Annotated in this window: 21 protein-coding genes; 9 read left to right on the top strand and 12 right to left on the bottom strand. The window is 66.5% G+C overall.

Annotated features, from left to right (window positions below; translation table 11 throughout):
• Window positions 1-104 precede the first annotated feature (104 nt).
• Window positions 105-491: a VOC family protein gene (locus Verru16B_RS09295; RefSeq protein WP_069962023.1), complete on the top strand. Its 387-nt coding sequence runs from the start codon at window positions 105-107 to the stop codon at window positions 489-491.
• Window positions 492-560: 69 nt separating this feature from the next.
• On the opposite strand, the gene Verru16B_RS09300 is transcribed toward Verru16B_RS09295, so the two are convergent.
• From Verru16B_RS09300 to Verru16B_RS09310, 3 genes are all read right to left on the bottom strand, one after another.
• Window positions 561-1,499 (bottom strand): DNA-3-methyladenine glycosylase family protein, encoded by a 939-nt coding sequence (locus tag Verru16B_RS09300; RefSeq protein ID WP_069962024.1) that lies wholly within the window; start codon window positions 1,497-1,499, stop codon window positions 561-563.
• 30 nt (window positions 1,500-1,529) lie between these two features.
• On the bottom strand, window positions 1,530-2,024 hold the full coding sequence (locus tag Verru16B_RS09305) for a hypothetical protein (RefSeq protein WP_157772359.1): 495 nt from the start codon (window positions 2,022-2,024) through the stop codon (window positions 1,530-1,532).
• A 63-nt stretch (window positions 2,025-2,087) separates the two neighbouring features.
• The gene (locus Verru16B_RS09310; protein WP_069962025.1) at window positions 2,088-3,704 is read right to left on the bottom strand and encodes a peptide ABC transporter substrate-binding protein; all 1,617 of its coding nucleotides are present in this window, start codon (window positions 3,702-3,704) and stop codon (window positions 2,088-2,090) included.
• Between the two features lie 97 nt (window positions 3,705-3,801).
• On the opposite strand from Verru16B_RS09310, the gene Verru16B_RS19165 reads away from it, so the two are divergent.
• The 3 genes from Verru16B_RS19165 (at window position 3,802) to Verru16B_RS09325 (ending at window position 9,436) form a co-directional block, all read left to right on the top strand.
• A complete protein-coding gene (locus Verru16B_RS19165; protein WP_157772360.1) occupies window positions 3,802-6,441 on the top strand; it encodes a YfbK domain-containing protein in 2,640 nt (879 codons plus the stop codon).
• A 169-nt stretch (window positions 6,442-6,610) separates the two neighbouring features.
• Complete coding sequence (locus Verru16B_RS09320; protein WP_069962027.1) at window positions 6,611-7,150, top strand: RNA polymerase sigma factor; 540 nt, start codon at window positions 6,611-6,613, stop codon at window positions 7,148-7,150.
• 51 nt (window positions 7,151-7,201) lie between these two features.
• Window positions 7,202-9,436, top strand: a complete 2,235-nt coding sequence (locus Verru16B_RS09325; RefSeq protein ID WP_218918773.1) for a YfbK domain-containing protein — start codon at window positions 7,202-7,204, stop codon at window positions 9,434-9,436.
• 113 nt (window positions 9,437-9,549) lie between these two features.
• Here Verru16B_RS09325 and Verru16B_RS09330 read toward each other — a convergent pair whose 3' ends face one another.
• Both Verru16B_RS09330 and Verru16B_RS09335 read right to left on the bottom strand, forming a co-directional pair.
• Window positions 9,550-12,864 (bottom strand): autotransporter-associated beta strand repeat-containing protein, encoded by a 3,315-nt coding sequence (locus tag Verru16B_RS09330; RefSeq protein WP_069962029.1) that lies wholly within the window; start codon window positions 12,862-12,864, stop codon window positions 9,550-9,552.
• Between the two features lie 135 nt (window positions 12,865-12,999).
• Window positions 13,000-16,362, bottom strand: coding sequence for a beta strand repeat-containing protein (locus Verru16B_RS09335; protein ID WP_157772361.1), 3,363 nt, complete (start codon window positions 16,360-16,362; stop codon window positions 13,000-13,002).
• Window positions 16,363-16,514: 152 nt separating this feature from the next.
• Here Verru16B_RS09335 and Verru16B_RS09340 point away from each other — a divergent pair, with 152 nt between their 5' ends.
• Window positions 16,515-17,006, top strand: coding sequence for a NanQ anomerase/TabA/YiaL family protein (locus Verru16B_RS09340; protein WP_069962031.1), 492 nt, complete (start codon window positions 16,515-16,517; stop codon window positions 17,004-17,006).
• A 173-nt stretch (window positions 17,007-17,179) separates the two neighbouring features.
• Window positions 17,180-18,061: a 23S rRNA (adenine(2030)-N(6))-methyltransferase RlmJ gene (locus Verru16B_RS09345; RefSeq protein ID WP_069962032.1), complete on the top strand. Its 882-nt coding sequence runs from the start codon at window positions 17,180-17,182 to the stop codon at window positions 18,059-18,061.
• A 43-nt stretch (window positions 18,062-18,104) separates the two neighbouring features.
• Here Verru16B_RS09345 and Verru16B_RS09350 read toward each other — a convergent pair whose 3' ends face one another.
• From Verru16B_RS09350 to Verru16B_RS18325, 3 genes are all read right to left on the bottom strand, one after another.
• Complete coding sequence (locus tag Verru16B_RS09350) at window positions 18,105-18,311, bottom strand: hypothetical protein (protein WP_069962033.1); 207 nt, start codon at window positions 18,309-18,311, stop codon at window positions 18,105-18,107.
• A 130-nt stretch (window positions 18,312-18,441) separates the two neighbouring features.
• Entirely contained in the window at window positions 18,442-18,837 is a 396-nt protein-coding gene (locus tag Verru16B_RS09355) for an Hsp20/alpha crystallin family protein (RefSeq protein WP_069962034.1), read from the bottom strand.
• Between the two features lie 93 nt (window positions 18,838-18,930).
• Window positions 18,931-19,110, bottom strand: coding sequence for a hypothetical protein (locus tag Verru16B_RS18325; protein WP_157772362.1), 180 nt, complete (start codon window positions 19,108-19,110; stop codon window positions 18,931-18,933).
• Between the two features lie 103 nt (window positions 19,111-19,213).
• On the opposite strand from Verru16B_RS18325, the gene Verru16B_RS09360 reads away from it, so the two are divergent.
• A complete protein-coding gene (locus Verru16B_RS09360; RefSeq protein ID WP_237023378.1) occupies window positions 19,214-19,579 on the top strand; it encodes a nucleotide pyrophosphohydrolase in 366 nt (121 codons plus the stop codon).
• Between the two features lie 64 nt (window positions 19,580-19,643).
• Here the strand turns inward: Verru16B_RS09360 and Verru16B_RS09365 are convergent, their stop codons facing one another.
• The 3 genes from Verru16B_RS09365 to Verru16B_RS09375 all read right to left on the bottom strand — a co-directional run bounded on the left by Verru16B_RS09365 (window position 19,644) and on the right by Verru16B_RS09375 (window position 20,820).
• Window positions 19,644-20,096: a DUF5069 domain-containing protein gene (locus tag Verru16B_RS09365; RefSeq protein ID WP_069962036.1), complete on the bottom strand. Its 453-nt coding sequence runs from the start codon at window positions 20,094-20,096 to the stop codon at window positions 19,644-19,646.
• Between the two features lie 12 nt (window positions 20,097-20,108).
• Window positions 20,109-20,366 (bottom strand): FmdB family zinc ribbon protein, encoded by a 258-nt coding sequence (locus Verru16B_RS09370; protein WP_069962037.1) that lies wholly within the window; start codon window positions 20,364-20,366, stop codon window positions 20,109-20,111.
• A gap of 109 nt (window positions 20,367-20,475) precedes the next feature.
• Window positions 20,476-20,820 carry a phenylpyruvate tautomerase MIF-related protein gene (locus tag Verru16B_RS09375; RefSeq protein WP_069963688.1) on the bottom strand — a complete coding sequence of 115 codons (345 nt, stop codon included), beginning with the start codon at window positions 20,818-20,820 and terminating at the stop codon, window positions 20,476-20,478.
• A 63-nt stretch (window positions 20,821-20,883) separates the two neighbouring features.
• Here Verru16B_RS09375 and Verru16B_RS09380 point away from each other — a divergent pair, with 63 nt between their 5' ends.
• Window positions 20,884-21,246: a hypothetical protein gene (locus Verru16B_RS09380; protein ID WP_069962038.1), complete on the top strand. Its 363-nt coding sequence runs from the start codon at window positions 20,884-20,886 to the stop codon at window positions 21,244-21,246.
• A gap of 73 nt (window positions 21,247-21,319) precedes the next feature.
• Here Verru16B_RS09380 and gluQRS read toward each other — a convergent pair whose 3' ends face one another.
• Window positions 21,320-22,150: a tRNA glutamyl-Q(34) synthetase GluQRS gene (gene gluQRS / locus Verru16B_RS09385; protein ID WP_069962039.1), complete on the bottom strand. Its 831-nt coding sequence runs from the start codon at window positions 22,148-22,150 to the stop codon at window positions 21,320-21,322.
• An 85-nt stretch (window positions 22,151-22,235) separates the two neighbouring features.
• Between gluQRS and Verru16B_RS09390 the strand changes: the two genes are divergently transcribed.
• Window positions 22,236-22,817, top strand: a complete 582-nt coding sequence (locus Verru16B_RS09390) for an LOG family protein (protein ID WP_069962040.1) — start codon at window positions 22,236-22,238, stop codon at window positions 22,815-22,817.
• The last annotated feature ends 50 nt before the right edge of the window (window positions 22,818-22,867 follow it).

Genomic DNA, 22,867 nt, shown 5'->3' on the forward strand with positions numbered 1-22,867 from the left:
CCCAGCCAGGATTATTGATCCCTGGTCATCCGGGGCAAAAACGGCCCGGGGTTGATCCGCGGGAATTCGCGTGATTCGCGGGGGAAGGTGGCTAGGGTGGGGGCATGACCGTCACCAAGCTGCTCCACACCCGCATGCGGGTAAACGATATCGAACGTTCCGTTAAGTTCTACACCGAGGCGCTCGGCCTGACGGCCTCCCGCCGGCATACCTCGCCGCGCGGCGCGCAGCTGGTTTTTCTCAGCACGCCGAACAGCGAGGAAGAGATCGAGCTGTGTCAGATGCCGCCGGGCGCGGCCCCGGTGCAGGTGCAGTCCGACCTGATGCACCTGGCGTTCGCGGTGGACGACCTGGAGGCCTTTGCGGCGGCCGCGGCGGCCAAGGGTTATGCCCTGAGCGACGGCCCGACCAAGACGGGCAGCGGCTCGGTGATCGCCTTCATCGACGCGCCCGAGGGGTACGAGGTCGAGCTGATCCAAAAGGCGAAGTGATCCGCCTTCGTCCCGCGGACGCGGGACTACGGCGCGACAAGCCTCGCGGGAGGCTCGTCGGCGCCGGGGTCAGCGGCCGCCGAATTTTCGTTCCCAGCTGAAGAGGTATTGCTGGGCGAGGCCGGCGATGGGACCGAAGTGGGTGCGACCAAAATGGGCGACCTGGGCGGGTTTCCAGCCGTCGAGGCCGTAGCGGCGGGCGAGCGATTTTAGCATCCACGTGTCGACGGGGAAGGCCTCGAGTTTGCCCGCGCCGAAGAGAAGAACGCAGTCGGCGACCTTTTCGCCGACCCCGGGCAACTGGATCAGGCGGGTCTTGGCGGCGGCGTAGGGCAGGCGTTCGGTCTCGTCGAGCCAGCCGGGGTGGGCGGCGAGGAATTGCGCCGTCTCCGCAATGTAGCGGGCGCGGAAGCCGAGCTGGCAGGCGCGAAGATCCTTTTCGGGTATGCTGGCGAGGTGGGACCAGGTGGGGAGCTGGTGACACTGTAGGGCGGCATCGCCGAAGGCCGCCTTGGCGGGGTTCGGCGACCCCGCCCTACAAACGAGCGGACCGTGGCGTTCAGCGAGGAGGGCGAGCATCTGCTTGATCTGGACGATCTGCTTGGTGGCGCTGCAGAGAAAGCCGAGGAGGGTTTCGCCGAAGGGCTGGCGGAGGAGGCGGAGGCCGGGGAAGGCGGCGAGGCAGCGGGCGAGGTGCGGATCGCTGCGCCAGGGCAGGGCGTCGGTGTGGGCGGACCAGTCAGTGTCGAGGCCGAGGTAACGATGGAGGGCGGGGGCGGCAGCGGGAAGGGGGCTGCGCCAGGCAAGGCCATCGGGCTGCGGGCGAACTTGGACGAGATGGGTGGACCAGGTGCCGGTCCAGATTTCTCGCGCCGGGTTTGCCGTGGTGCCTGCGTCAGGGGTCCAGCGGAAGCTCTGGCCGCCGTCGAGGGTTTCGCGGAGGACATCGGAGGAGGGATTCCAGCCGGGGAGCGGCTGCCAGTCGGACCAGTGGTTTTTTTGCGCCACGAAGAATCGCCTGCAAGCAGGTTCCTGCCGTTAAGGCGTCGCCGGTTTTTCCCAGAGGTAGCTCTGCTCGGTGGCGAGGACGCGGCCGGTGTCGTCGGTGAGGTCGAGCTTCCACGCGACGGGACCGGCCTTGGCGTCGGGCCAGTCCGGGCCGGTGAGTCCCAGGTGGAAGACGGTGTCGCCGGCCTTCAGCGGGGTGGTGAAGGTGTGGGTCACAGGTTGCGCCGTCGCGGCGGAGATGAGTCCGAGCCGGGCGGTGACGGTGCGGGCGGCGGCGGGGTTCGTGACGCGGACGAGGAAGTAGAAACCGGCGCGCTGGTCGGCGTGGGTGCGGAGGACGGCCTCGCCGCCGGTGTTTTCCCGGCCGGTAAAGTATTCGGAGATGCGCTTGAAGGAGGCGGCGTCGCGCCAGCCGGTGTAGACGCGGACGAAGGTCAGCTCGGCCGCGGTGGCGGCGGAGAGGCCAAGCAGCAGGAAGAGGAGACCGCCACGGATGAAACGGGTGAGCACGGGGGAGTTTTTCACGGGGCGGAGGGGGGCAGGCAAGGGTGGAGTGGGTGGCGGCGCAGGGCCGGGAGGAGACAGGACCTACTGGAGAAACACTTTCTTATATTGGTGCAGGCCGAGAAGGGAAGGTTCCCAGCCGCGGACGGCGGGGGCGATGAGGTAGGCGCGGGTGCCGAAAAAGACCGGGGCGATGGGGGCTTGGTCCAGCAGCCGTGCCTCGGCCTGCTGGAAGAGTTCGTGACGGGCGGCCGGGTCGGGCGTGGCGGCCGCCTGGCGAATGAGGGCGTCGTAGGCGGGGTCGGCCCAGCCAGTCCAGTTGTTGCCGCCGGTGGAGACGAAGAGGTCGAGGAAGGTGACGGGATCAACGAAGTCACCGATCCAGCCGGCGCCGGAGAGCGTGTAGGCGAGGGTCTGCTGGTTTTGCACCCAGGTCTTCTGCTCGAGCGGCGTGAGGGTGAGGGTCACGCCCAGTTCCTTCTGCCACTGGGCTTGGAGGACCTCGGCGACGCGGGGTTGGTGCTCGTCGTTGCGGACCTGGAGGTCGAGGGTGGGCAGGCCCTGTCCGCCGGGAAAACCGGCGGCGGCGAGCAGGGCGCGGGCGGCGGCGAAATCGGTCGGCACGGTGGCGCGGGCGGTGTAGCCGGCGCTGGCGGGCGGCGTGAAGTGGCGGGCGGGCGTGCCGGCGCCGCGCAACACGGTGGCCGCGATGGCGTCGCGGTCGATCGCGAGGGAGAGGGCGCGGCGAACGCGCGGATCGGTGAAGGGCGGCCGGGTGGTGTTGAAACGGAGGAAGATGGCCTGGAGGAACGGGTCGAGTCGGAGGGCAGCGGGTTGGTCGCGACGGTAGGTCTCGAGCTTGGCGGTGGGCAGGCCGTAGGTGACATGGACCTGGCCGGCGCGGAAGTTGCGTTCTTCGACCTCGGGGCTGTCGGTGGGGAAGAAGATAATGCGCTCGAGGCGCACGCTCGCGGCGTCCCAGTAGGACGGGTTTTTCGTGACGACGAGGCGGGACTGGGGGGACCACTCGGCGAGGGTGAACGGGCCGTTACCGACGAGGTTGCCGGGGCGGGTCCAGGCGGGGAGTCGCTGGCGCAGGTCGCCGAATTGGGCCAGCACGCGGGGATTGATGGGGAACCAGGCGGGTTGGGCCGTGAGCGCCGGGAGGTAGGGAATGGGCTGTTCGAGGGTGACGCGGAGGGTGTGGTCATCGAGGGCATCGGCGCCGAGGGCGGTGAAATCGGTGAGCTGGCCGGCGTTGAGGGCGGCGGCGTTTTTAAGCGGGTGGAGGAGGTAGGCGTACTCGGCGGCGAGGGACGGCGAGAGGATCCGGCGCCAGGCGGCGACGAAATCGTGGGCGGTCAGGGGATCGCCGTTGGACCACCGGGCGGCCGGGCGCAGGTGGAAGGTGTAGGTGAGGCCGTCCGGGCTGACGGTCCATTTTTCGGCCGCGGCGGGGACGGGTTGCGAGGTGCGTTCATCCAGGGCGCAGAGACCCTCGAATAGGGCGACCGCGATGTTCTGGTCGGTGTAGGCCGAGATGAGCTGGGGATCGAGTTCCTGGGGTTCGGCCAAGTTGCCAAGGAGGAGGGTGCCGCTGCGGGTGCCGGCGTCGGCGGGGGACTCGCGCCGGGTGCAGCCGGCAAGGAGAGCGAGCAGGCCGGACAGCAGGAGAAAGACAACCGGGAGCGGGCGGGACATGGCAGGGTGAAAGTGCGGCTTTCGGGGACCGGCGCAAGTGACGAGATGAGGGCGGGGTGGGCAAGTTTCCGGGGTTTGTGTCGATAAGGGGGGAACAGTGAGTTCCCCATCCCCTTCCGCCGCCGACCGGGTTGCGGTCGCTCCGGCATTGCTGGAACGGCATGGGGCGGCGCTGCGCACATACCTGGCCCAGTTGCCGGGGGCGGATCGGACCGCCGTGGAAGCGGTGACACAGGCCGTGCTGAGGGAGATCCAGGAACAGAAGGATCTGGAGGAGGATCCGCTGGTGTGGCTTTTCGCCCGGGGCCGGCAGCAGCTGACCGGGACGGGTCATCGCGGTGACGGCATGCTGGCGCAGACAGACGAGGCGGCGGAAGCGGATGATCCGGCGGAGGACGGGCGGGTGGCGGTGCACCGGGTGTTTGCGCGGCTGACGAGCAAGCAGCAGGAGGCGTTGCGGTTGAAATTCCAATTTGGGTTCAACGCCGAGGAGACGGCCCGCATCACGGGACTGTCTCCGGCCGGGGCGAGTGGTTTGTTGCATCATGCGATCGAGCGGGTGGTGGCGGCGACGGCGGCGGGGCGGTCCAAGGCGTCGTCGGTGATCCGCGATCCCCGGATCACCGCTTATGCGTTGGAGGAGATGGGGCCCGACGAGAAGCAGGCCTTTGTGGCGAGCGTGGCCGACGGCAAGGCGCTGCTGACCGGCACCGAGGCGATCCGGCAGGCCGGGCGGCAGCTGAGGCAGATTTTGGAATCCGGCGAGCCGCTGCCGAAGCGGCGCCGCCGGCGCAAAGGCGGAGCGGGCTTTCGCTTGGGCCTCACCGCGCTCGTTGTCGTGGGGTTGGCCGCGCTCGGGTGGTATTTTATCGCGCGCTCGCGGGCTCCCGGACGGGGAGAAGCGACCGAGGGTACCGGGCCGGGGTCGGCCGGGCTCCAAGCGTCGGCAGGGAAGGAGCGGGCAGCCGGTGGCGGGCCGGTCGGAGCCGGCGGTCAAGGAGTGGTGGCGCGGACCGCGCCGGGTCGAAACCTGCGACCGGGGGAGGCGGAGTGGGAAAGGAAAGCCTTTGGTCACGGCAACGGGCAGGCGGCGGGTGCAACGGGCGGAGCCAGTGCGGCGTTGCCCGGAGGCGGCATGGGCGGGGCGGAGGCGGGCGGGGGGGGAGGTCTCCGGAGTCCCGGTGCCCCGACGGGGGCACTCGGCACCGACGAGGCCGCCTTGGCGCAGGGAGAATATAGCGATGATGAAACGGCACCGACGAACGGCCGCGCGGAGGCCACGTTAAAGGCGGACCCGGCGGCACTGGCCGCAGAAGCAATGGACGAGCCGGCGGATGCCGGGCCGGTCCAGGCGGCGAAGGTAGCGCGGTCCGCGCCGCCTCGAACCGCTGCGCGGCAACCGGGGGAGACGCCGGCGGCACCGGCCGAACCGGGAGAGGGGAAGGAGGAGGCGATGCGATCCCAGGCGAAGGCCGCGCCTGGGCCCGGGATCGGGGGTATGCGAAAGCGGCTCGCGGACAAAGAATGGCCGAAGACGGAAGAGATCCACCTCGCCGAGATGGTGCGGCAGGGACCGCCGGAGCCGCCGCGGCCGGAGGTGGCCGCGGCGGAGGAACCGTTGACGGCCCAGGTGGAAGTGGCGCCCTCGCCTTGGACGCCCGGGCGATCGATCGTGCGGGTCTCAGTCCGGGCGAAGCCGGTCACGCCGCCGGCGCGCACGCCGGTAAACCTGGTGCTGGCGATCGATGTGTCGGAATCGATGCGCGGGCCGAACCGGCTGCCGCTGCTGCAGGAAGGCATGCGGCTGCTGGCGGAGCGGCTGCGTCCGGATGATCGCGTCGCGGTCGTGACTTATGCGGGGCAAGCGATCGAGGTGTTGCCGAGCCAGCCGTTGGGCGCGCAGGCGCGCGAACTGCGCGGCAGCTTGAACGGGCTGACGGCGGCGGGGCGCACGAACGGTTATGCCGGGCTCGAACTCGCCTACGACGTGGCCCGGCGGGCGCAAGCGGTGGGGGGGAAGAGTGTCGTGCTGCTTTGCACGGACGGAAATTTCAACCTGGGGGAAACGGACGAGCGCGTGCTGGCGGCGCGGGCGGCGCGGGAGGCCGCGGGTGGGGTCACGCTGAGTGTGTTTGGCTTCGGGCGCAGCGATCGGAACGACCTGCGGCTGGAACTGTTGGCGCGCGAGGGCGGCGGGCGGAGTTGTTACGTGAACACGCGGGAGGAGGCGGAGCGCCTGCTCGCGGGGCAGGTGGACGGACTCCTGGAGCCGACGGCGACGGAGGTCGGCCTGCAAATCGACTTCAAATCGGAGATGGTGGGGCAGGCGAGGTCGCTCACGGAGGGCAATGCCGTCGAAGTGGCCGAGTTGCTGCCCGGCAGGCAGCTGGTCGCGCTGTATGAGGTCGATTTCAAGGGGGGGGCCGTTCCGGGGGCGGAGGCCTGGGCGGGGCTGCAGGTGGAGTATCGGGAGGCTGGCACCGGCCGGACACGACGGTTGGTCCGGGCGCTGGCAGAGGAGGTGCGGGAGTGGAGCCAGGCCGATGCCGGTTTCAAGCATGCCGTGGCGATGGCGGAGCTGGGACGCATCCTGCAGGATGGGGCGGCGGGGGCGGGGCCGGGGTTGGACCGCCTGGAATCCTGGGTGCGGGTCGAGTTGCCGGATGACGCCGGGGGTTATCGGCAGGAGTTGCTGGAGTTGGTGGCGGCGGCGCGAGAAGCGGCGGCGAGGAGGTAGGGCGGGCGTTGGAGAGGGGAGGCGCTGATCCAACCTGCGCGGCGCGCAGGTTCCACCCAGCGGTCCAGGGCAATCGCGGCAAGGCCGGAGGGAGAATCGAGGGGGCGGGCAAATAATTGTGTCCATGGGCTAATAAACCGGGCATCCCTGCGTGACAGGAGCAGGTCGCGTGAACAACGAACCCCAACAGTCCGATGAAAGTCTTGATGCCAGCTCCCTCGTGCAGACGGCCGTGTCCCAACACCGGGCACCGCTGCTGCGCTACGCTACGCGCCTGCTCCGCGGCGACGCCGACCGGGCGCAGGATGTGGTGCAGGACACGTTTGTGCGTCTCATGGCGCAGCCGCCGGAACAGGTGGACGGGCATGTGGCGGAGTGGTTGTTCACGGTTTGCCGCAACCGGGTCACGGATGTCCTCCGCAAGGAGGGTCGCATGAGCCTCTTTGCCGAAGGGCAGGTTGATCGCCTGATTGCGGCGGAGCCCCGGCCGGGCGCCGGCCTCGAGCGCGCCGAACAACACGCGGCGGTGCTAAAACTCATCGAGCAACTGCCCCACAACCAACAGGAAGTCGTCCGGCTGAAATTCCAGAACGGCTTCAGTTACCAGGAAATCAGCCGCATCACGTCGCTCTCGGTGACGAACGTCGGCTTCATCCTGCACACCGCCATCAAGCGCCTGCGCCAGGAGATGATCGCGCAGCCGGAATAATCCGCCTTCGCCAAGCCTACGGCGCGACAAGCCCCACGAAACCAGAAGCCCATGAATACAGATCCAATTTTGCCGGATGATCCGCGGCTCACCGCCTACGCCCTCGACGAGATGGCGGCGGATGAGCGGGTTGAATTTGAAAAACTGCTCAGTGCCGATCCGGCGGCCCGCCAGGCCGTGGAGGAGATCCGGGCGGCGGGCACGATGTTCGCGGCCGCGTTGGAGTCTGAGGCGGCGGGCCAGCCCGGTGCGGAAGCAAAGGCGGCCATCGTCGCCGGGGGAGATCCGCGGATGCTCGATGGCGGCGGGACGACGGCGGAACGGGTCAAGCGGGCGAAAGACCGTCTCAACCGGCCGATCCGGTTCCCGCAGTTTTATTATGCGGTGAGCGGGCTCGCGGCGGCCTGCTTTGCGGTATTTTTTGTGATCTGGCAGCAGAAACAGCCGGAGCCCGTGCGGGCGAAGCAATACGTTGCGGTGGATTTGCCGGCGTTCAAGGCGACGGAGTTGGATGCCGCGGCGGCTGCGCCGGTGGCCGAGGCGCCGCCGGTTGTGACGATGGGTCGGGAGGTTCCGGCCTTCAAGGATGAGGCGCAGGTGGGTGGGGCGGTGGCCGACCTCTCCCTTGTGGCCCAGAGCGGGGTGCCGGTCGCCTTGGCCGAGACGCGGGAAGGGTCGCAGGCATTGGCCGCGACCACGGCAGGCTATGCCGCTCCGGCGCCTGCTCCGGTCGATAGTTACAACCAGTCCGCCGCGTTGTCGGGGTCCCGGTTTGTCGCCCGCCAACAGGAGATGGAGTCGGCGCGGCAGCCGGCCCTGGCGATGAAGCGTGCTATGGCGGTGGCACCGGCGCCGGCGTTCAACACCGAGGCATACGGTCACCGGCAGGACAATGGGTATCAGCGGGTGGGGGATCATCCCTTGTCGACCTTCGCGGTGGACGTGGACACGGCGGCGTACGCCAATGTGCGCCGGTTCCTGGTCGGTGGGCAGCGTCCGCCGGCGGATGCGGTGCGGATCGAGGAGCTGATCAATTATTTCCCCTACGGTTATGCCCAGCCGACGGGCCGGGTGCCGTTCGCGGCGAACCTGGAAGTGGCGGCGGCGCCGTGGGCTCCGGCGCACCGGTTGGTGCGGATCGGGCTCAAGGGCCGTGAAGTCAGCGACGCCACGCGACCGGCGGCCAACCTCGTGTTCCTGCTGGATGTGTCCGGCTCAATGCAGCAACCGAACAAGCTGCCGCTGGTGAAGCAGTCGCTGCGGCTGCTGGTGGGCAAGCTGCGGGCGGACGACCGCGTGGCCATCGCCGTTTATGCGGGTTCCTCGGGGTTGGCCCTACCCTCCACGCCGGTGTCGCGCCCGGCCGAGATCCTGGAGGCGATCGACCGATTGGAGGCGGGAGGCTCGACCAACGGCGCGCTCGGGATCCAGCTGGCCTACGACATCGCGAAGGCGAACTTCATCGCCGGCGGGGTGAACCGCGTGATCCTGGCGACGGACGGGGATTTCAATGTCGGGACGACGAGCGAAGGCGACCTCGTGCGGCTGGTGGAGGAGAAGGCGAAGAGCGGCGTGTTTCTCAGCGTGCTCGGCTTCGGCATGGGCAACCTGAAGGACGGCACGCTGGAGCAGATCGCGGACAAGGGGAACGGGAACTATGCGTACATCGACTCGCTGGCCGAGGCGAAGAAGGCGCTGGTCGAGCAGGCCGGTGGCACGCTGGTGACAATCGCGCAGGACGTGAAGATCCAGGTGGAGTTCAACCCGGCGCAGGTGGCGGCCTACCGGCTGATCGGTTATGAGAACCGGCTGCTGGCCAAGGAGGATTTCAACAACGACGCCGTGGATGCGGGCGAGATCGGCGCCGGGCACACGGTGACGGCCTTGTACGAGGTCGTGCCGGCGGGCGCGGAGCTGCCGGGCGTGGCGCCGGCCGTGGATGACCTCAAATATCAGCAGACGGAGAGCGGAGCACGGAAGGCGGGGGAGAGCGGCGAGTTGCTGACCGTGAAGTTGCGCTACAAGGAGCCGGCGGGGGCGGTGAGCAGCAAGGTGGAGTTCGTGCTCCGGGACACGGGGGCGCGCTTCGAGGATGCCAGTCAGGATTTCAAGTTCGCGGCGGCGGTGGCGGCCTTCGGGATGGTGCTGCGGGATTCACCGCACAAGGGGTCGCTGACGCTGGCGGAAGTCGCGGCCTGGGGGCGGGCCGGCACGGGCAGTGACGCCGGCGGGTATCGCAGCGAGTTCCTCGGGCTGGTGGAGAGGGCGCAGGCGGTGGTGCAGTGAATGTAGGGCGGGATTTCCAAATCCCGCCACGAACAGGGACTGGCCTGCGCGCGCAGGCGGGGTTGCTTCGCCATCTCCGCCGAGCCTCCGTCGGCGACCCCGCCCTACAAAAGTCAGGCGCGGCGTTTCCGCCAGACGGTCAGGCCGATGAAGCCGAGACCCAAGGCCAGCAGCGCGTAGGTGGAGGGCTCGGGCACGGGCTGGAAGGTGAGCTGAAGGAGATTGCCGTTCTGCTGCAAAACGAGGGTGTGGATGGGCAGGTCGGTGAAGAAGAGCGACGCATCGATGATGAACTTGCTGGGATCGAATCCGACGATGCTGGAGGAAGTCGCATCGAAGAGAGTCCACGTATAGGAGCGGTTGCCGGACAGCCCGGTCAGGATACCGGCGGTGCCGTTCGCCTGCAGGGAGACGAGCTTGAGGGTGAAGCGGTTGTCCTCGTTGACGTTGGTGGTGAGCGGATCGTCGGCGGTGGTGCCGGCCGTGATGTGGAGGGTGGAGGGATTGGAGATAGTGACCAGATCGTAGTCCTGGGCGAGCGGGTCGGCGGTGTGAACATTCCACTCGAGCGTGCCGCCCGCGGCCAAGGTGAGGTCGGAGAAGTTGAGACGGCCGATGGGGTTGCCGGGGAGCCCGGGGGAAAGGGTGGTGCTGGTGCCGATGGTGGCGGTGTTGAAGTAGCCGCTGCCGGCCAGTTTGCCACTGGTGATAACGAGCGGGTTGCCGACGTAACCGCCGTCACTCACGGCGAGCGTGCCGCCATTGACCCAGATGGCGGGAGTGGAGTCCTCAATGTAGAAATCATCATTGATCACCACGGTGCCGTTGTTCACCTGGAGGCTCACTTCCATTTCGCCCACGGGCGTCGTGACATTCACGCCGTTGTGCACGAACAGGCCGCCGTCAAGCAGATGGAGGGTGCCGGCGCCTTCCTTCACCAGACGGAGGCTGTCGGCGGGGGCATCGGAGCGGAACTCGCCATTGAACGAGCCGTTGTTGACTTGGTTGATCGTGAGGACGGTGTCCGCCTGGGTTGCCAGGAGCGCGGCGTAGTCACTGCTCTCATACTCATAATCTTCGCCGTTGCTGTACAGGCCACCGAGCACGGGGGCCGCCGTTTCGAAGATGATCTCGAGGTCGTTGCTGTAGCCGAAGCCAATGGGGCCGGTGCCCGCAGCCGTGTTGTTGGCGAGCGTCAGGATTGTGTAATCACTGAGATAGATGCCACCGGAGAAACCGGTGTTATTGCCCGCCAGGGTGAGGGCGAGGGCGCCCTCGGTGTAGATTTCGCCCGTGCCGGTGAGGTTGCCGGTGAAGGTGAGGGCGGTCTCGTAACCAGCAATGTTCACATCGGCATTAAGCTGGAGGGCATTCGGGATGATGAGATTGCTGTAACCAGTGATTTGCGGACGGACATCATCGTCGCCGGCGGGCAGGGTGAGCTGGTGCGGCTGGACAATCAGCGCGCCGGTGCCGAGGGCGGTGGTCGGGTCGGTCCCCGGCGTGCCGTTGGACTGGCCGATGACCAATTCGCCGGCGTAGAGGGTGGTGGTGCCGCCGTACGTGTTGTTGCCCTTGAGCACGACGCGGGAGTATTCCTCTTTCGTGATATCCCCCATGGTGCCGAGGCTGGTCGGGTCGCCGATGTGGACGGAGTTGCCTGTTCCGGTGAGCGTGGTGTTGACCGTCAATTCGCCGCCCTTGTAGGCGCCGAAGCGGTAGATGCTGCCTTGGGGCGTGATCGGGCCATCGAGGTGGGCCCGGGTGTGCGTGCCCAGATAGATGCCCGGAGAGGCATCGGTGAAGCCGGAGAGGTTGAGCGGAGAAGAGATCGTCACGTGCTCACTGGTGGCATCAAAGCCGATCATGCCGCGATCGGTGGTCGTCGCGAAGCGGTTGATGAAGTCTTGGGCGGGATTCGCGGATTCAAAGAGGCCGATGTAACCGCCATCGCCGAGGGTGAGGGCGCCGGTACCGGGGAGGGCATCGGCCGTGAACAGGGCGGCCGAGTGAGTGGCGGAGACGCCGCCGGTGAACGTGTTGCCCGCGCTGCTGAAACGGACGGACAGGGGGAGTTGTGCCGGCGAATCGAGGACGACGTTGCGTACGACCGGTCCGGCCGCATCGGTCAACGCGGACTGGACTTCGAGGAAGCCGCCGCCGCCGCCGAAGCGGTAGGTGTTGCCGAAGGGAGTGATCGTGGCGGCGGCATCAAGAACGGCGGCGGTGGCCGAGCCAATCCGCACGGTGCCATTGAGGCCGGCGAGGTTGATCGGGGTGCTGAACGTGGTCGCGAAGGAGGCGTTGGGATCGGAGTCGAAGCCGATGGACCCGGTCGAGGTCGGGTCGAGCTTGCCGAAGAAGGCCGCGACTTCGGTGTTGCTCGTGATGCCGGCGTAGCCGAGCGAGCCGACCTTGATGGCGCCGGTGGCGGGGAGGGTGGTGCCATACATCGGGGAGTCGAAAATCAGGACGCCCTTGGTGACGTCGGTGCCCCCAGTCCAAGCGGTCGGGCCGTCGATGATGACGGCGCCGTCGGAATCGATGGTGAGTTTGCGGGCCCCGCCGCTTTCCCCGATGGCGCCGCTCAGGAATAGCGGCTCGCCGACGGAACGGATCGTCACATCCGTGGCCAGCGTGATCTCGGAATTGCCCTCGCCGTGGTACCCGAGACGCAGCTCCTCCTTGTTCTCGGTGGTGAGGGTGCCGTTGATGACGATGTCGTTATCGATCTGGATTTGGTCCGGGTCGTAGGAGTAGTAGTACGGGTCTGTGCCCACGAGGGTGCCGCCGTTCAGCGTCAGGGGGCCTTCGCCAAGGCCCCCGGCATAGGCCGCGTATCCGGTCACGACCAAGCGTCCTTGGTTGAGGGTCAGCCCGCCGGTCCAATTGGAATAGCTGGTATCGAGCACCAGCGTGCCGGCCCCGGTCTTGGTGAGGGCATAGGCGCCGTTGGAGTAGTTCTCGCCGTTGAATCTCCAGTCGCTGATCGTGCCTTCCACCACGAACGTGCCGCCTTGGATATTCCAGGTCTGGCTCGCGTGCAACTGGACCGCGTCCATCAGGTACGAGGGCACGTTGCCGGTCGGGGCGTAGACGATGCCGCCGGAGCCGAGATGGGTCGTGTCGTAGCTGCCGTGCAGTTCGAGGGAGCGCGTGATGCCCTCGATCTTCAGTTGATTCGCATAGAGTTCGTAGTAGCCGATGAACGCGCCCGAGCTCGAGGGACCGAAGACCAGCCGCGAATTGACGACATCCTCGACGGGGGGCACTGCGCCGTTGGCCCAGTTGTTCGGGGAGAGGAAATCGTAATAGTAATCATCATTCCGACCAATCCAAGTGTAGGTGATAAGTTGCGCGTGGAGGCTCCCCATCAGGGATAGGAGCAGCACCACCGCAAAGGCGGAGGGTTGGAAGCGTCGGCTCATGGCACAGGGCTAGACCTGGTAGAGCCTGCACACAAACCCCAATTGCCAATCCTTGGCGCCGGCGCGGTGGGGTGCCTCACGGACTTGCCGGCACCCCTGGGGGCCGGCGAAACCATCAGGCTGCGGATTACCCGATCAGGTGCGGCGGTGAGACCGGATCGACCTACGGCGATAACCCAATCCGACCAAGGACAAACCACACAGCATCAAGAGATAAGTGGAGGGCTCGGGGACGGGGGTGAAGCCGAGCATGATCTGGTTGCTTTGCCGGAAGACGGAGAAGGTGCCGGCATCGTTGCCGGTGAAGCCGTTGGCGGTGAAGAGGGAGGTATCCAGGGTGAAGGCGCTCGGGTCGAAGACGTCGGCGTTACCTGGGATGCTGAGGGAGTCGAAGCTGAAGAGCGTCCAGGCGTAGAGGCCGTGGTTGGGATCGATGCCGGTGAGCGCACCGCCGTTCACGCCAGCGAGGTTGAGCGAGATGATCTTGAGCGTGAACTTGGTGGACGGGGTTGCGTTGGTGGCATTGACGACCAGGGTGGTCGGGGTGCTGACATGGATCAGGTCATGGCCGCCGCTGGTGGCGGTGGGATCCTGGATCTGCCACTCATAGGCGCCGCCACTGTTGAGTTCCAGGTGCTCGAAATTGAGCAGGCCGACCTGGCTGGCGTTGGCCAGACCGGGGGACAGGATGGCGCCGGTGCCGATGGAGATGTTTGAGGAGAAAGCGCCGAAGCCGGCGAGCCGGCCTGAGACGACATCGATCGGATTATATACCATGCTGTTGCCCTCGAAGGCGAGGGTGCCGCCGTTGATCTTCAGCGATACCGTGCTGGTCTCAAAGCCGACATTGTCCAGAACGAGAGTGCCTTCCTTGGCTTCGAGGACGTTGAAATTGGCGCCCTGGCCGTAGGAGTAGACGGTCGTGTCCTGGAGCCGGAGGGTACCCGTGCCTTCCTTCACGAAGACGCCGTTGACCCCGGGGGCACCGCTGTCGGCGCGGAGGTCGCCCGCGTAGGTGGAGTCAAAGTTCTGGATGATGCGCAGACGCGGGCTGTTGCTGCTGGTCAGCTCGATCTCGGCGTCGTTGGATTCGCTTGCGATGCCGTAGACGATGGGCGCGTCCGTACTGAATTTCACTGTGCCCGCTCCGCCGCCGGAGTTGTCGAAGTTGAGCCGGCCCGTGCCCAGGGCGGAGTTGCTGTCGGCCATGAGGGTGACGGCGTGGCTCAGGCGGGTGCCGCCGCTGTAGGTATTGTTGCCGGTGAGACGGAGGACGAAGTATTGGTCGCTTTCCTCGCCGACATCGAGCCCCCCGGGGCCGGTAATGGCACCGGTGAGGGCGAAGCTATGATCGCCGCCCAGCTCCGTTTCCGGGGCGTTGAGGACGATGGCATTGCTGATGATGAGATTCGGGGCGACGGCGCTGACGAAGGGGGCGGGGGTCTCGTTCCCATCGATTTCCTCCAGGGAATAAGTGACGGGTGCGATTGTCAGAGCGCCCTCGCCGAGGGCGTGCGTATGGTCGATGCCGATGGTGCCGTCGCCCGCGGCCTGGCCGACGATCAGTTGCCCGCCGTAGAAGGTGGTGCCGCCGGCGAGGCCGCCGGCGTTGTTGCCCGAGACGAGCACAGTGGAAAATTCGCCGCGGGTGCGGTCCCCGAAGGCGCCGAGGGAGTCGGGGTGGCCGATGATCAACGCGTTGCCGGTGAGCGTGCCGGCCACCTCGAGGGCGCCGCCCTTGTAGGCGGCGAAGCGGTGCTTGCCATCGGCGTTGGCGGCAATCGTGCCGGTGAAGCGGACGCCCGGGCCGGAGATGTCGCCATTGAGGTCGTAGATCGCCGAGGCGGTGCCGAGGTAGCCACCGCCGGTGAGACTGCCGAGGTTCACGCCCGTAAGACTGATGGCGCGGATGCTTTCGGCGCCCGTCGCGCCGTCGAAGCCGATGATGCCGGGTGTGGCGGAGCCGAAGCGGGCGAGATGGGTGTTGATGGCGGTGGCATCGGTGATGACATCCGGATCCTCGCTGCCGAGGTAGGCACCGGAATTGACCGTGAGGATGGCGGAGCCGGGCAGGGCGTCGTCGGCGAAGATCGCGCCAGAGTTGCCGACCGTGATGCCGGTGAAGGCGTTGCCGGTATTTGTGAAACGGACGGTGAGAGGCAGCAGGGCCGGGGAATCCAGGGTCACGGTGCTGCCGGAACTGGCGAGCGCCGAGTCCACCTGCAGCCAGCCGCCGCCGCCGCCGAAGAGGTAGTTGTTGTTTTTGGGCGTGATCGTGATGTTGCTCCCCAGGATGGCGGCAGTGGCCGAACCGATCCGGAGACCGGTGCCCAGACCGCTGACATCGATGGTTGAATTGTCGAAGGTATCGACGCTTGCCTGGACATCGGAATCAAAGCCGATGGTGCCGGTGGAGGAGGGGGTGATCAGGCTGACAAAGGCGGCGCTGCTGGCGACAGCATCAACGCCGACGCCGACGTAGCCATCGGGGCCAACCGTGACCGAGCCCGGGGAGCCGGGGGCATTGCCCATGCCGCCGAAGATGAGGACGCCCTTGGTCACCTCGGTGCCGCCGGTCCAGTTGCTGCCGCCGAAGAGGACGAGGCCGTTGGTGGAGTTGACGGTGAGCTTGTGGGCGCCGCTGATCGCTCCTTCGACATAGGTGTTTTCGCCCGCGGTGCGGAAGGTGGTGTCGGCGTTGAGCGTGATGTCGCCGGTGAGCACGAGCTCGGCCTTGTTCTTCGCGGCGAAGACGCCGTTGAGGGTGAAGTCATTCGCGATGGTGACGACATCGTCGCTGTCGCTGTTGTAGGCCCAGTCCAGCACCTCAAAGGTGGGGCGGGCGGCATTGTCGGGTCCGACGGTCACCGTGCCGCTGCCCAAGGAGCCTGAAACGTAAGTATTCAAGCCCTCGCGATGCGGCCGCAGCACGATGGTGCCTTGGTTGAACTGCACGTTGCCCGACCAGGTGGCGTAGGTATTGTCGGGGGTGGGATCCAGGCGGCCGGCGCCGGTCTTGGTCAGGTTGCCGGTGCCGCCGAAGTAAGTGTTTTCCCGGAACTCGACGCTGACATCGGGTCCGATGTTCCAGGTCTGGTCCGCGTAGAGGTAGACATTTAGCCAGCCATCGAAGGCCAGATGGTCGCCCGACGACCCCGTGTAGGTCAGGCCGCCGCCGCCGATCTTGAAAGTGGATTCGCCGCCAGTGAAGTGATAATGGCCCGTGAAGGTGAGGCCGTAGGCCTGGCCGGAGGCATAGACCCACTGGCGGCTGCCCAGCGGGAAGATCAGCGATTCATTGGTGTTGGGATCACTATCAAGCAGGGAATTCAGCGAAGGGGCGACGGCCCCGACCCAGTTGCCCGGGGTGCTGAGGCTGCCGGGATTGAACACGTCGAATGTGGTGGAGCTCCACGTGAAAGTCTGGGTGACGGGAGGGGCCGGAAGTGAGATGACCAACGACACGAAGCTAATGATTCCCAGAAGGCGCGCTTTCATCCCGATGTGCTATTGCAATATTTCTGCCGGAGCAAGGTCAGATCGGAGGGGATCGTCTTGGGCGCGAGGCCGGGGATTGAGGTCAACAAATACGGCAAGTCATTCTCAGTTGTGGGCTTGCCTTGGGTTGCGGGAGGTCCTGTGCTGTGGGCATGGCTTTATTTGGACCCTTTGCCCAGGTACGAGACCAGATCAGGGACGTTCGTTTCACGGCGGCGATGGCCTATGCAGCTGAGATGCTGCGGCCGGGATCCGCCGCGCAATCGCGTATCGGCCTAGTGGGGCTGGGGCAGACCGAGCGGATCGAGCTGGCGGCCGGGGCGTTTGCCTTGGACCAAGCCTATGAGCCCAAACAACGGCCGGATGGTTTCTTTGAATCACATCGCCGCTATATCGACGTGCAGGTGATCGTGGCCGGAGAGGAGCTCATGGAGGTGGAGGATATTTCGCGCCTGACGGTGGCGCTGCCATACAATCCCGAGCGTGACTTCATCAAGTATGCGGACACGGCGGTGGCCTCGGTGCTGCGGATGCGGACGGGGGATGTGGCGATCTTTTATCCGGAGGACGGGCACATGCCCTCGCTTTATTGGCGCGGGTCCGGGCTGGTGCGGAAGACAGTGGTAAAGGTGCCGGTGGCGTGATTTTTTTGAACCAAGGCAGATTGGCCGCAAAAAGCACAAAAAGCGCAAAAAACCTGAAGACCGAAAGCAGGGGTGCGGTTGCAGCGCGGGTGCGAAGTTCGTGCCTGTCGGCGTTTGATCGATCTTTTGTGCATTCTGTGCCTTTTGTGGCCAACCTGTTTAGGTAATCAGACATGAACTACCGCCATCATTACCACGCCGGGAACTATGCCGACGTGTTCAAGCATGTGCTGCTGCTGCAACTCATCCGCGCGATGCAGCGGAAGGAGAAGGGGTTTCTCTATCTCGACACGCATGCGGGGCGGGGCGGGTATGACCTGGCGGTGCCCTCGGTGCTGCCGGACGGGCGGGAGCGGGAGCCGGAGCATCCGGCGGGGATCGGGCGGCTGTGGGGGGCGCCGGCGGGATTGCCGGCGGCGATCGGCGACTACCTGGGGCTGGTGCGGCGTTTCAATGAGCGAAAAGGCGCGAGCGAGCTCGCTGGCCCACAACTCTCGTTCTATCCGGGGTCACCGTGGATCGCGCGGCTGCTGCTGCGGCCGCAGGACCGGATGACGCTGTGCGAGCTGCGGGCGGATGATGCCGAGGCGCTGGATTTCGATTTTGCCCGCGAGCCGGGCGTTAAGGTGCTGACGCTGGATGGTTACACCGGGCTGAAAGCCCAGCTGCCGCCGCCGGAAAAGCGCGCGTTGGTGCTCATCGACCCGCCGTTTGAGAGCAAACGGGAGTTTGCCGACATCCAGCGCGGCGTGGGGGAGGCCTTGCGGCGGCTGCCGGGGGCCGTGGTGGCGATCTGGTATCCGATCACGGAACGGGCGCGCACGGACGAGTTTCAGTATGCGCTCCGGGACCTGGCCGTGCCCGCGGTTTTCGCGGAGCTCACCATCGCGGGTGACGGTTCGGAGCTGCGCATGAAGGGCTGCGGCCTGCTCGTGCTCAATCCGCCGTGGCAGATCGAGACGGAATTCCGGGCGGTGCTGCCGGCGCTCGTGGAGCGGCTGCGCGTGGATGCCGGCGCGGGTGGGATTGTCCGCTGGCTGGTGCCGGAGAAGTGAGTGGGGAAGGCGGGGTTTGGAAACCCCGCCCTACAGCCAAGACTCAGTCGCGGCGGGCGGAGAGCTGCGTGAGGCGGGTGGCGGTAAACGGCAGGGGATCGAAGGCGATCCTCGGGTTGGCCAGCGCCGGCGCCTTGAAGACGGGGCGGTTCCAGAGGATGTCGCGGTTGAGGGCCTGCCGCACGGACGCCAGCGCGCGGACCGCCGGGCGGGCGGAGGGCTGCAGGTGTTGGTGAGGGAAGTAGTTCATGGGTTTGGTCGGTTGGTCAGAGCCGACTGAATTGAGAACCCGGCAGCGGGCAAAAAGTTCCGGGTTAAATCCCGGTGACGGAAAAATCCCGTGCGCCGGGTCGCGGCGCACGGGTGGGATTCACCGGGGGTCAGGCCACCTGGCGCTGGCGGGCGGGCGGAGCGGCGAGGGCCGTCCGCCGCTTCGGCAGCACGATGGTGAGCACGCCCTTGGCGATGAAAGCGCGGAGGGAATCGAAGTCGTAGCCCGAGCCGAGGCGCAGGGTGAGCTGGTAGTCACGCTGGGCCGACTCAAGGTGGAGGGCCTGCCAGTTGACGCGGACGTGCTGCGCCTTGCGGGCAGTGACGATCAGGTCGGTGCCCTGGGTGGTCAGCTCCACGCCGTTGGCGTCCACGCCGGGGACGTAGACGGCGAGCTTGAGCGACTGGGGCAGGTCCAGGCACTCGTAGTGAGGCGAGCGAAAGTCCGTCGCGGGTTTCGCGACAGGATATCTCTGGTGCTGGTTGCGATGGATGATCGTATGCATGGGACGGAAAAATTGGGAATGCGGGTGCGGGCTCGTCGGTTTTCACCGGCGGGCTCCTGGAGGGTGGGCGATTTACCTTGGGTGGGTTTCGCGTCAGGCCAGGCAGCCCGGAACGGTATGTTTACGGCCCCAGATGGACACGCGGGCACACTGCTGCTGCGACTGGCGCAGGCCAAAGCACATGACGGCCTTCGTGAGCGAAGTGCCGGCATCGGTGCGTTTGACTGGAGTGGCGTTGGCCATGGAGATGAGAAGGATGATGCATGGAGACATCGGATCCTCAAGTGACTTTTTAAGCGGGAAGCGTGCCAACCGTGTCATTCAGGGGAATCTTGCACCGGCACAGTTGGGGCGGCAGGGTGCCGGAATGAAATCGATGACCGATGAAACCGCCACAGTCAGTGAGTTGCGCGAGCGGGTGCTGGCTTTTGCCCGGGAGCGCGAGTGGGTGCAGTTCCACACGCCCAAGAACCTGAGTATGGCGCTCGCCGCCGAGGCCGGGGAGCTGATGGAGCATTTTCTCTGGGCGGAGTCGCGGGACTCCGGGGCGGTCCTGGCGGACCCGAAGAAACGCAGTCAGATCGAGGACGAGCTGGCCGACGTGGTGATCTATGCCCTGGAGTTTGCCAACATCGGGGGCATCGACCTGGCGAAGGCGATCGAAACCAAGCTCGCGCAGAACGCCGCGAAATACCCGGTGGAAAAAGCGCGGGGTCGGGCGGTGAAGTATACGGAGCTGTGAGGCGGACCGGCCCGTGGGCATTGCCCGTCGGGGCGTAAAGCCCCTCCCGCACTCAAGCCAGAGCCTACGATTTCCCGCCGAAGGTCACGAAGTCCTCGAGGTCGAGGAGGTCGACCCAGGAGCCGATGTCCTCGCGGCGCGGGCCGATGGCGGTGTGGATCTGGTTGAAGTAGGCGCGGCCTTCCGCGGCGAGGGGCGGGCGGTTTTCCAGCCAAACGGACCACGCGGCGATCTCGCTCGGGGCGCGGCGGGGTTGGAGGTTGGCCAGGACGTAGGTCAGGAGGTCGTAGTCGCACTTGCCGGTCTTGACCTCGGCCAGGAAGGCCGCGGCCTCGAGGCCGGTGAAGGACCAGAAATGGGCGTCCATGGCGCAGTCGTAGTGGTAGTCGCCATTCGTGCCGGCGAGCGTGGCGCGGGCCTTGTCGATGAGGCGGGGCAGGTGGGCGAAGCCGCCGAGGCGCACGCGCGGGCTGCGGGGCGGATGTTGGGTGAGGTCGGGGGCGTGGTAGTTGATCATAAATCGGGCCGGTCAGGAGGCCGGCAGGCGGGGGGAGCTGTGGCAGGCGCAGCCGGGGGAGCAGCCGGCGGGGGCGGCGGCCGCGGGTTTGAAGGAGGAGGCGCGGGGTTTGCTCAGGATGCCGTAGCCGCCGCTGATGACGCGGCGCACGGGTTCGCCCGTGTCGGGGTGGCGCGTCAGCGGGGCGTCTTTCATGCTCTGGACCACCTCAAACTGGCGCGGGGTATCCGCGGGCTGGCGGGGGACGGTCTCGTAGAGGTAGGTGGCCATGGCGGGGAGAAGTAACAAGTGCCAAGGATCAAGTATCAAGACTCTCGTTTCGCAAGCGAGAGGCTCGTCTCTTGATCCTTGGAACCTGTTCCTTGTCACTTCCCTCGCTTCAGAACGTATCACCCTTCCAGCCCCACATGCCCTTGGGGACGGTGATGAACTTCACGTAGACGCGGCTGGGCGGGATGCCGAGGTGCTCCTCGACGAGATTGCAGAGCGCCTCGCTGAGGCGGCGGGTTTTTCGGACGGGCAGGCCGATGGCCTTGAGTTCGAGGAAGGCGACCGGTTCGTCGCTCCCGGCGAACAGCATCGGGGTGTTGGGCTGGAGGGCGACCATCACGAGATCCTCGGGTTTATCGAGTTCCTCGGCGACGAGGGTCGAGGCGGTCCGCAGGACGGTGCGCTCGGCTTTTTTAGACAGGGGCAGGTTGGTTTGGATTTTGAGGAAAGGCATGACAGCCTCCTTTTCGAGGACGAGTTTGCCAGCGGAGGTGAGGGGTGTCACTACCCGAATCCGATGAAAGCCTCCGTCTCGCTCGAGCGTCACTACGTGCTGCCCTGCTGCCTGCTGCTGCTGAACCTGTGTAATGAGATCATCGCCTACAAGGCGCGGCTGATTGGGGACGACCTGCTGCGCACGCTGTTCATCATGGGCATGGTGCTGTTCGGGGCCTCGCTGGTGGCGTTCGCGGTGGCGCCGGGGATCATCTGGCTGGTGCAATCGCTGCGGCGGACCAGCCGCACGGCGGCCGGCGGGTTGGGCGACGTGGCGTTTCTCACGGGGTTGGGGGCGGTGATCTTCTGGCTGTATTACCGCAACTACATCCACGGGACGGAGGCGATTCTGCTGCCGGGGTGGCGGAATCCGATCATTCACTGAAGTGGAGCCCGGCCTCTGGACGGGTTTAAAAATTCACGCCCAAACACCCCGTCCGGAGGCCGGGGCCCACCTGCTACCAGGCACCACGAATTTCGTGCGGATCGCGGCCTTGTTCGCGCAGCGTGCGCAGCGCCAAGGCGTCGTGGCGCTTGGCGAGGCGGCGGCCCTCGGCGTCGTTGACCAGCGGGCAGTGATAAAAGGCCGGCGCCGGGTGGCCGAGGGCGCGGAAGAGCAGCAGCTGGCGGAAGGTGGATTTGATGAGGTCGGCGCCGCGCACGACCTCGGTGATGGCCATCGCCGCATCGTCGACGACGCTGGCGAGCTGGTAGCTGGGGGTGTCGTCCTTGCGCCAGACGAGGAAGTCGCCGAAGTCGCGGCCGGCGGTGGCGTGTTGCGCGCCGCCGCGGCCGTCAAGGAAGGTGAGGGTTTCGCCGTCGGGGACGCGGAAGCGCCAGTTGACGGTGATCGGGTCGGTGAGCGGAGGCAACGGGGTGCCGGGGGCGGGGCGGAATTCGGGCGGGTAGAGAGGCTCGTCGTTTTCGTCGCCGTCATGCGGGGCACTGGCCGCGGCGAGCACGTCACGCCGTGACCGGGTGCAGGGAAAGATGAGGCCGGCGGCGTGCAGGCGGGCGAGGGCGGCGCGGTAGCGGGGGAGGTGTTGGCTCTGGGTGACCATCGGCTCCGTCCAGGTGAGGCCGAACCAGCGCAGGTCTTCGACCATCGCGGACACGAACTCCGGCCGGCAGCGGGCGGTGTCGAGGTCGTCGTTGCGGAGAAGAAGCGTGCCGCGGGCGGCCTGGGCGCGTTGCTGGGCGGTCCAGAAGGTGCGGGCATGGCCGAGGTGCAGGAGGCCCGTGGGGGAGGGGGCCAGGCGGCCGCGATAGTTGTATGCAGAATTTTCCACCGCTAATTTTCGCTAATCTGCGCTAATTTAAGCCGAGGCCAAATAATTAGCGTGAATTAGCGCAGATTAGCGGTTGAAAGAAGGTATGTCCAAGTTGCTCTGCGTTTATTGTTCTTCCAGCGACCGGATTGACCCGAAATATGCCGCGGCGGCGGAGGAGCTGGGGCGCGAGCTGGTGGCGCGCGGGTGGGGACTTGTCTATGGGGGCGGGAAGACCGGCCTCATGGGGGCCGTGGCGCGAGGGACCAAGGCGGCGGGCGGGCGCGTGGTCGGCGTGATCCCGGAATTCATGAAGGCGCGGGAGCTGGCGTTCGACGCGGCGGACGAGCTGGTGACGGTCGTGACGATGCGGGAGCGCAAGCTGCTGATGGAGGCGCGGGCCGATGCGTTTGTGACGCTGCCCGGCGGCTGGGGCACACTGGAGGAGATTATGGAGATCCTCACGCTGCGGCAGCTCGACGTGGTGAAGAAGCCCTGCGTGTTCTACAACCAGGACGGGTTCTACGACGACCTCATCCGGTTTTTCGAGCGGATGCTGGCGGAGAATTTCTTCAAGCCGTCGAACATGGACCTGTTCCGCGTGGCGTCGTCGGTGCCGGACATCTTTGCGCAGATCGAGGCCGGGCGGGAGGCGAAAGCGGAGGCGAAGTGGTTTCAGACGACGTGAGCCCTTAGTCCCCCGGAAGGAATGGCCGCAAAAAGCACAATAAGCGCAAA

Source organism: Lacunisphaera limnophila (assembly GCF_001746835.1).
Taxonomy (GTDB): Bacteria; Verrucomicrobiota; Verrucomicrobiia; order Opitutales; family Opitutaceae; genus Lacunisphaera; species Lacunisphaera limnophila.

Excerpts from the sequence above, each read along its gene's own strand:
- Verru16B_RS09295 (WP_069962023.1), top strand. The coding sequence starts at position 105 with ATGACCGTCACCAAGCTGCTCCACACCCGCATGCGGGTAAACGATATC.
- Verru16B_RS09310 (WP_069962025.1), bottom strand. The coding sequence starts at position 3,704 with ATGTCCCGCCCGCTCCCGGTTGTCTTTCTCCTGCTGTCCGGCCTGCTC.
- Verru16B_RS09325 (WP_218918773.1), top strand. The coding sequence starts at position 7,202 with ATGAATACAGATCCAATTTTGCCGGATGATCCGCGGCTCACCGCCTAC.
- Verru16B_RS09330 (WP_069962029.1), bottom strand. The coding sequence starts at position 12,864 with ATGAGCCGACGCTTCCAACCCTCCGCCTTTGCGGTGGTGCTGCTCCTA.
- Verru16B_RS09335 (WP_157772361.1), bottom strand. The coding sequence starts at position 16,362 with ATGAAAGCGCGCCTTCTGGGAATCATTAGCTTCGTGTCGTTGGTCATC.
- Verru16B_RS09340 (WP_069962031.1), top strand. The coding sequence starts at position 16,515 with ATGGCTTTATTTGGACCCTTTGCCCAGGTACGAGACCAGATCAGGGAC.
- Verru16B_RS09345 (WP_069962032.1), top strand. The coding sequence starts at position 17,180 with ATGAACTACCGCCATCATTACCACGCCGGGAACTATGCCGACGTGTTC.
- Verru16B_RS09350 (WP_069962033.1), bottom strand. The coding sequence starts at position 18,311 with ATGAACTACTTCCCTCACCAACACCTGCAGCCCTCCGCCCGCCCGGCG.
- Verru16B_RS09355 (WP_069962034.1), bottom strand. The coding sequence starts at position 18,837 with ATGCATACGATCATCCATCGCAACCAGCACCAGAGATATCCTGTCGCG.
- Verru16B_RS18325 (WP_157772362.1), bottom strand. The coding sequence starts at position 19,110 with ATGTCTCCATGCATCATCCTTCTCATCTCCATGGCCAACGCCACTCCA.
- Verru16B_RS09360 (WP_237023378.1), top strand. The coding sequence starts at position 19,214 with ATGACCGATGAAACCGCCACAGTCAGTGAGTTGCGCGAGCGGGTGCTG.
- Verru16B_RS09365 (WP_069962036.1), bottom strand. The coding sequence starts at position 20,096 with ATGATCAACTACCACGCCCCCGACCTCACCCAACATCCGCCCCGCAGC.
- Verru16B_RS09370 (WP_069962037.1), bottom strand. The coding sequence starts at position 20,366 with ATGGCCACCTACCTCTACGAGACCGTCCCCCGCCAGCCCGCGGATACC.
- Verru16B_RS09375 (WP_069963688.1), bottom strand. The coding sequence starts at position 20,820 with ATGCCTTTCCTCAAAATCCAAACCAACCTGCCCCTGTCTAAAAAAGCC.
- Verru16B_RS09380 (WP_069962038.1), top strand. The coding sequence starts at position 20,884 with ATGAAAGCCTCCGTCTCGCTCGAGCGTCACTACGTGCTGCCCTGCTGC.
- Verru16B_RS09390 (WP_069962040.1), top strand. The coding sequence starts at position 22,236 with ATGTCCAAGTTGCTCTGCGTTTATTGTTCTTCCAGCGACCGGATTGAC.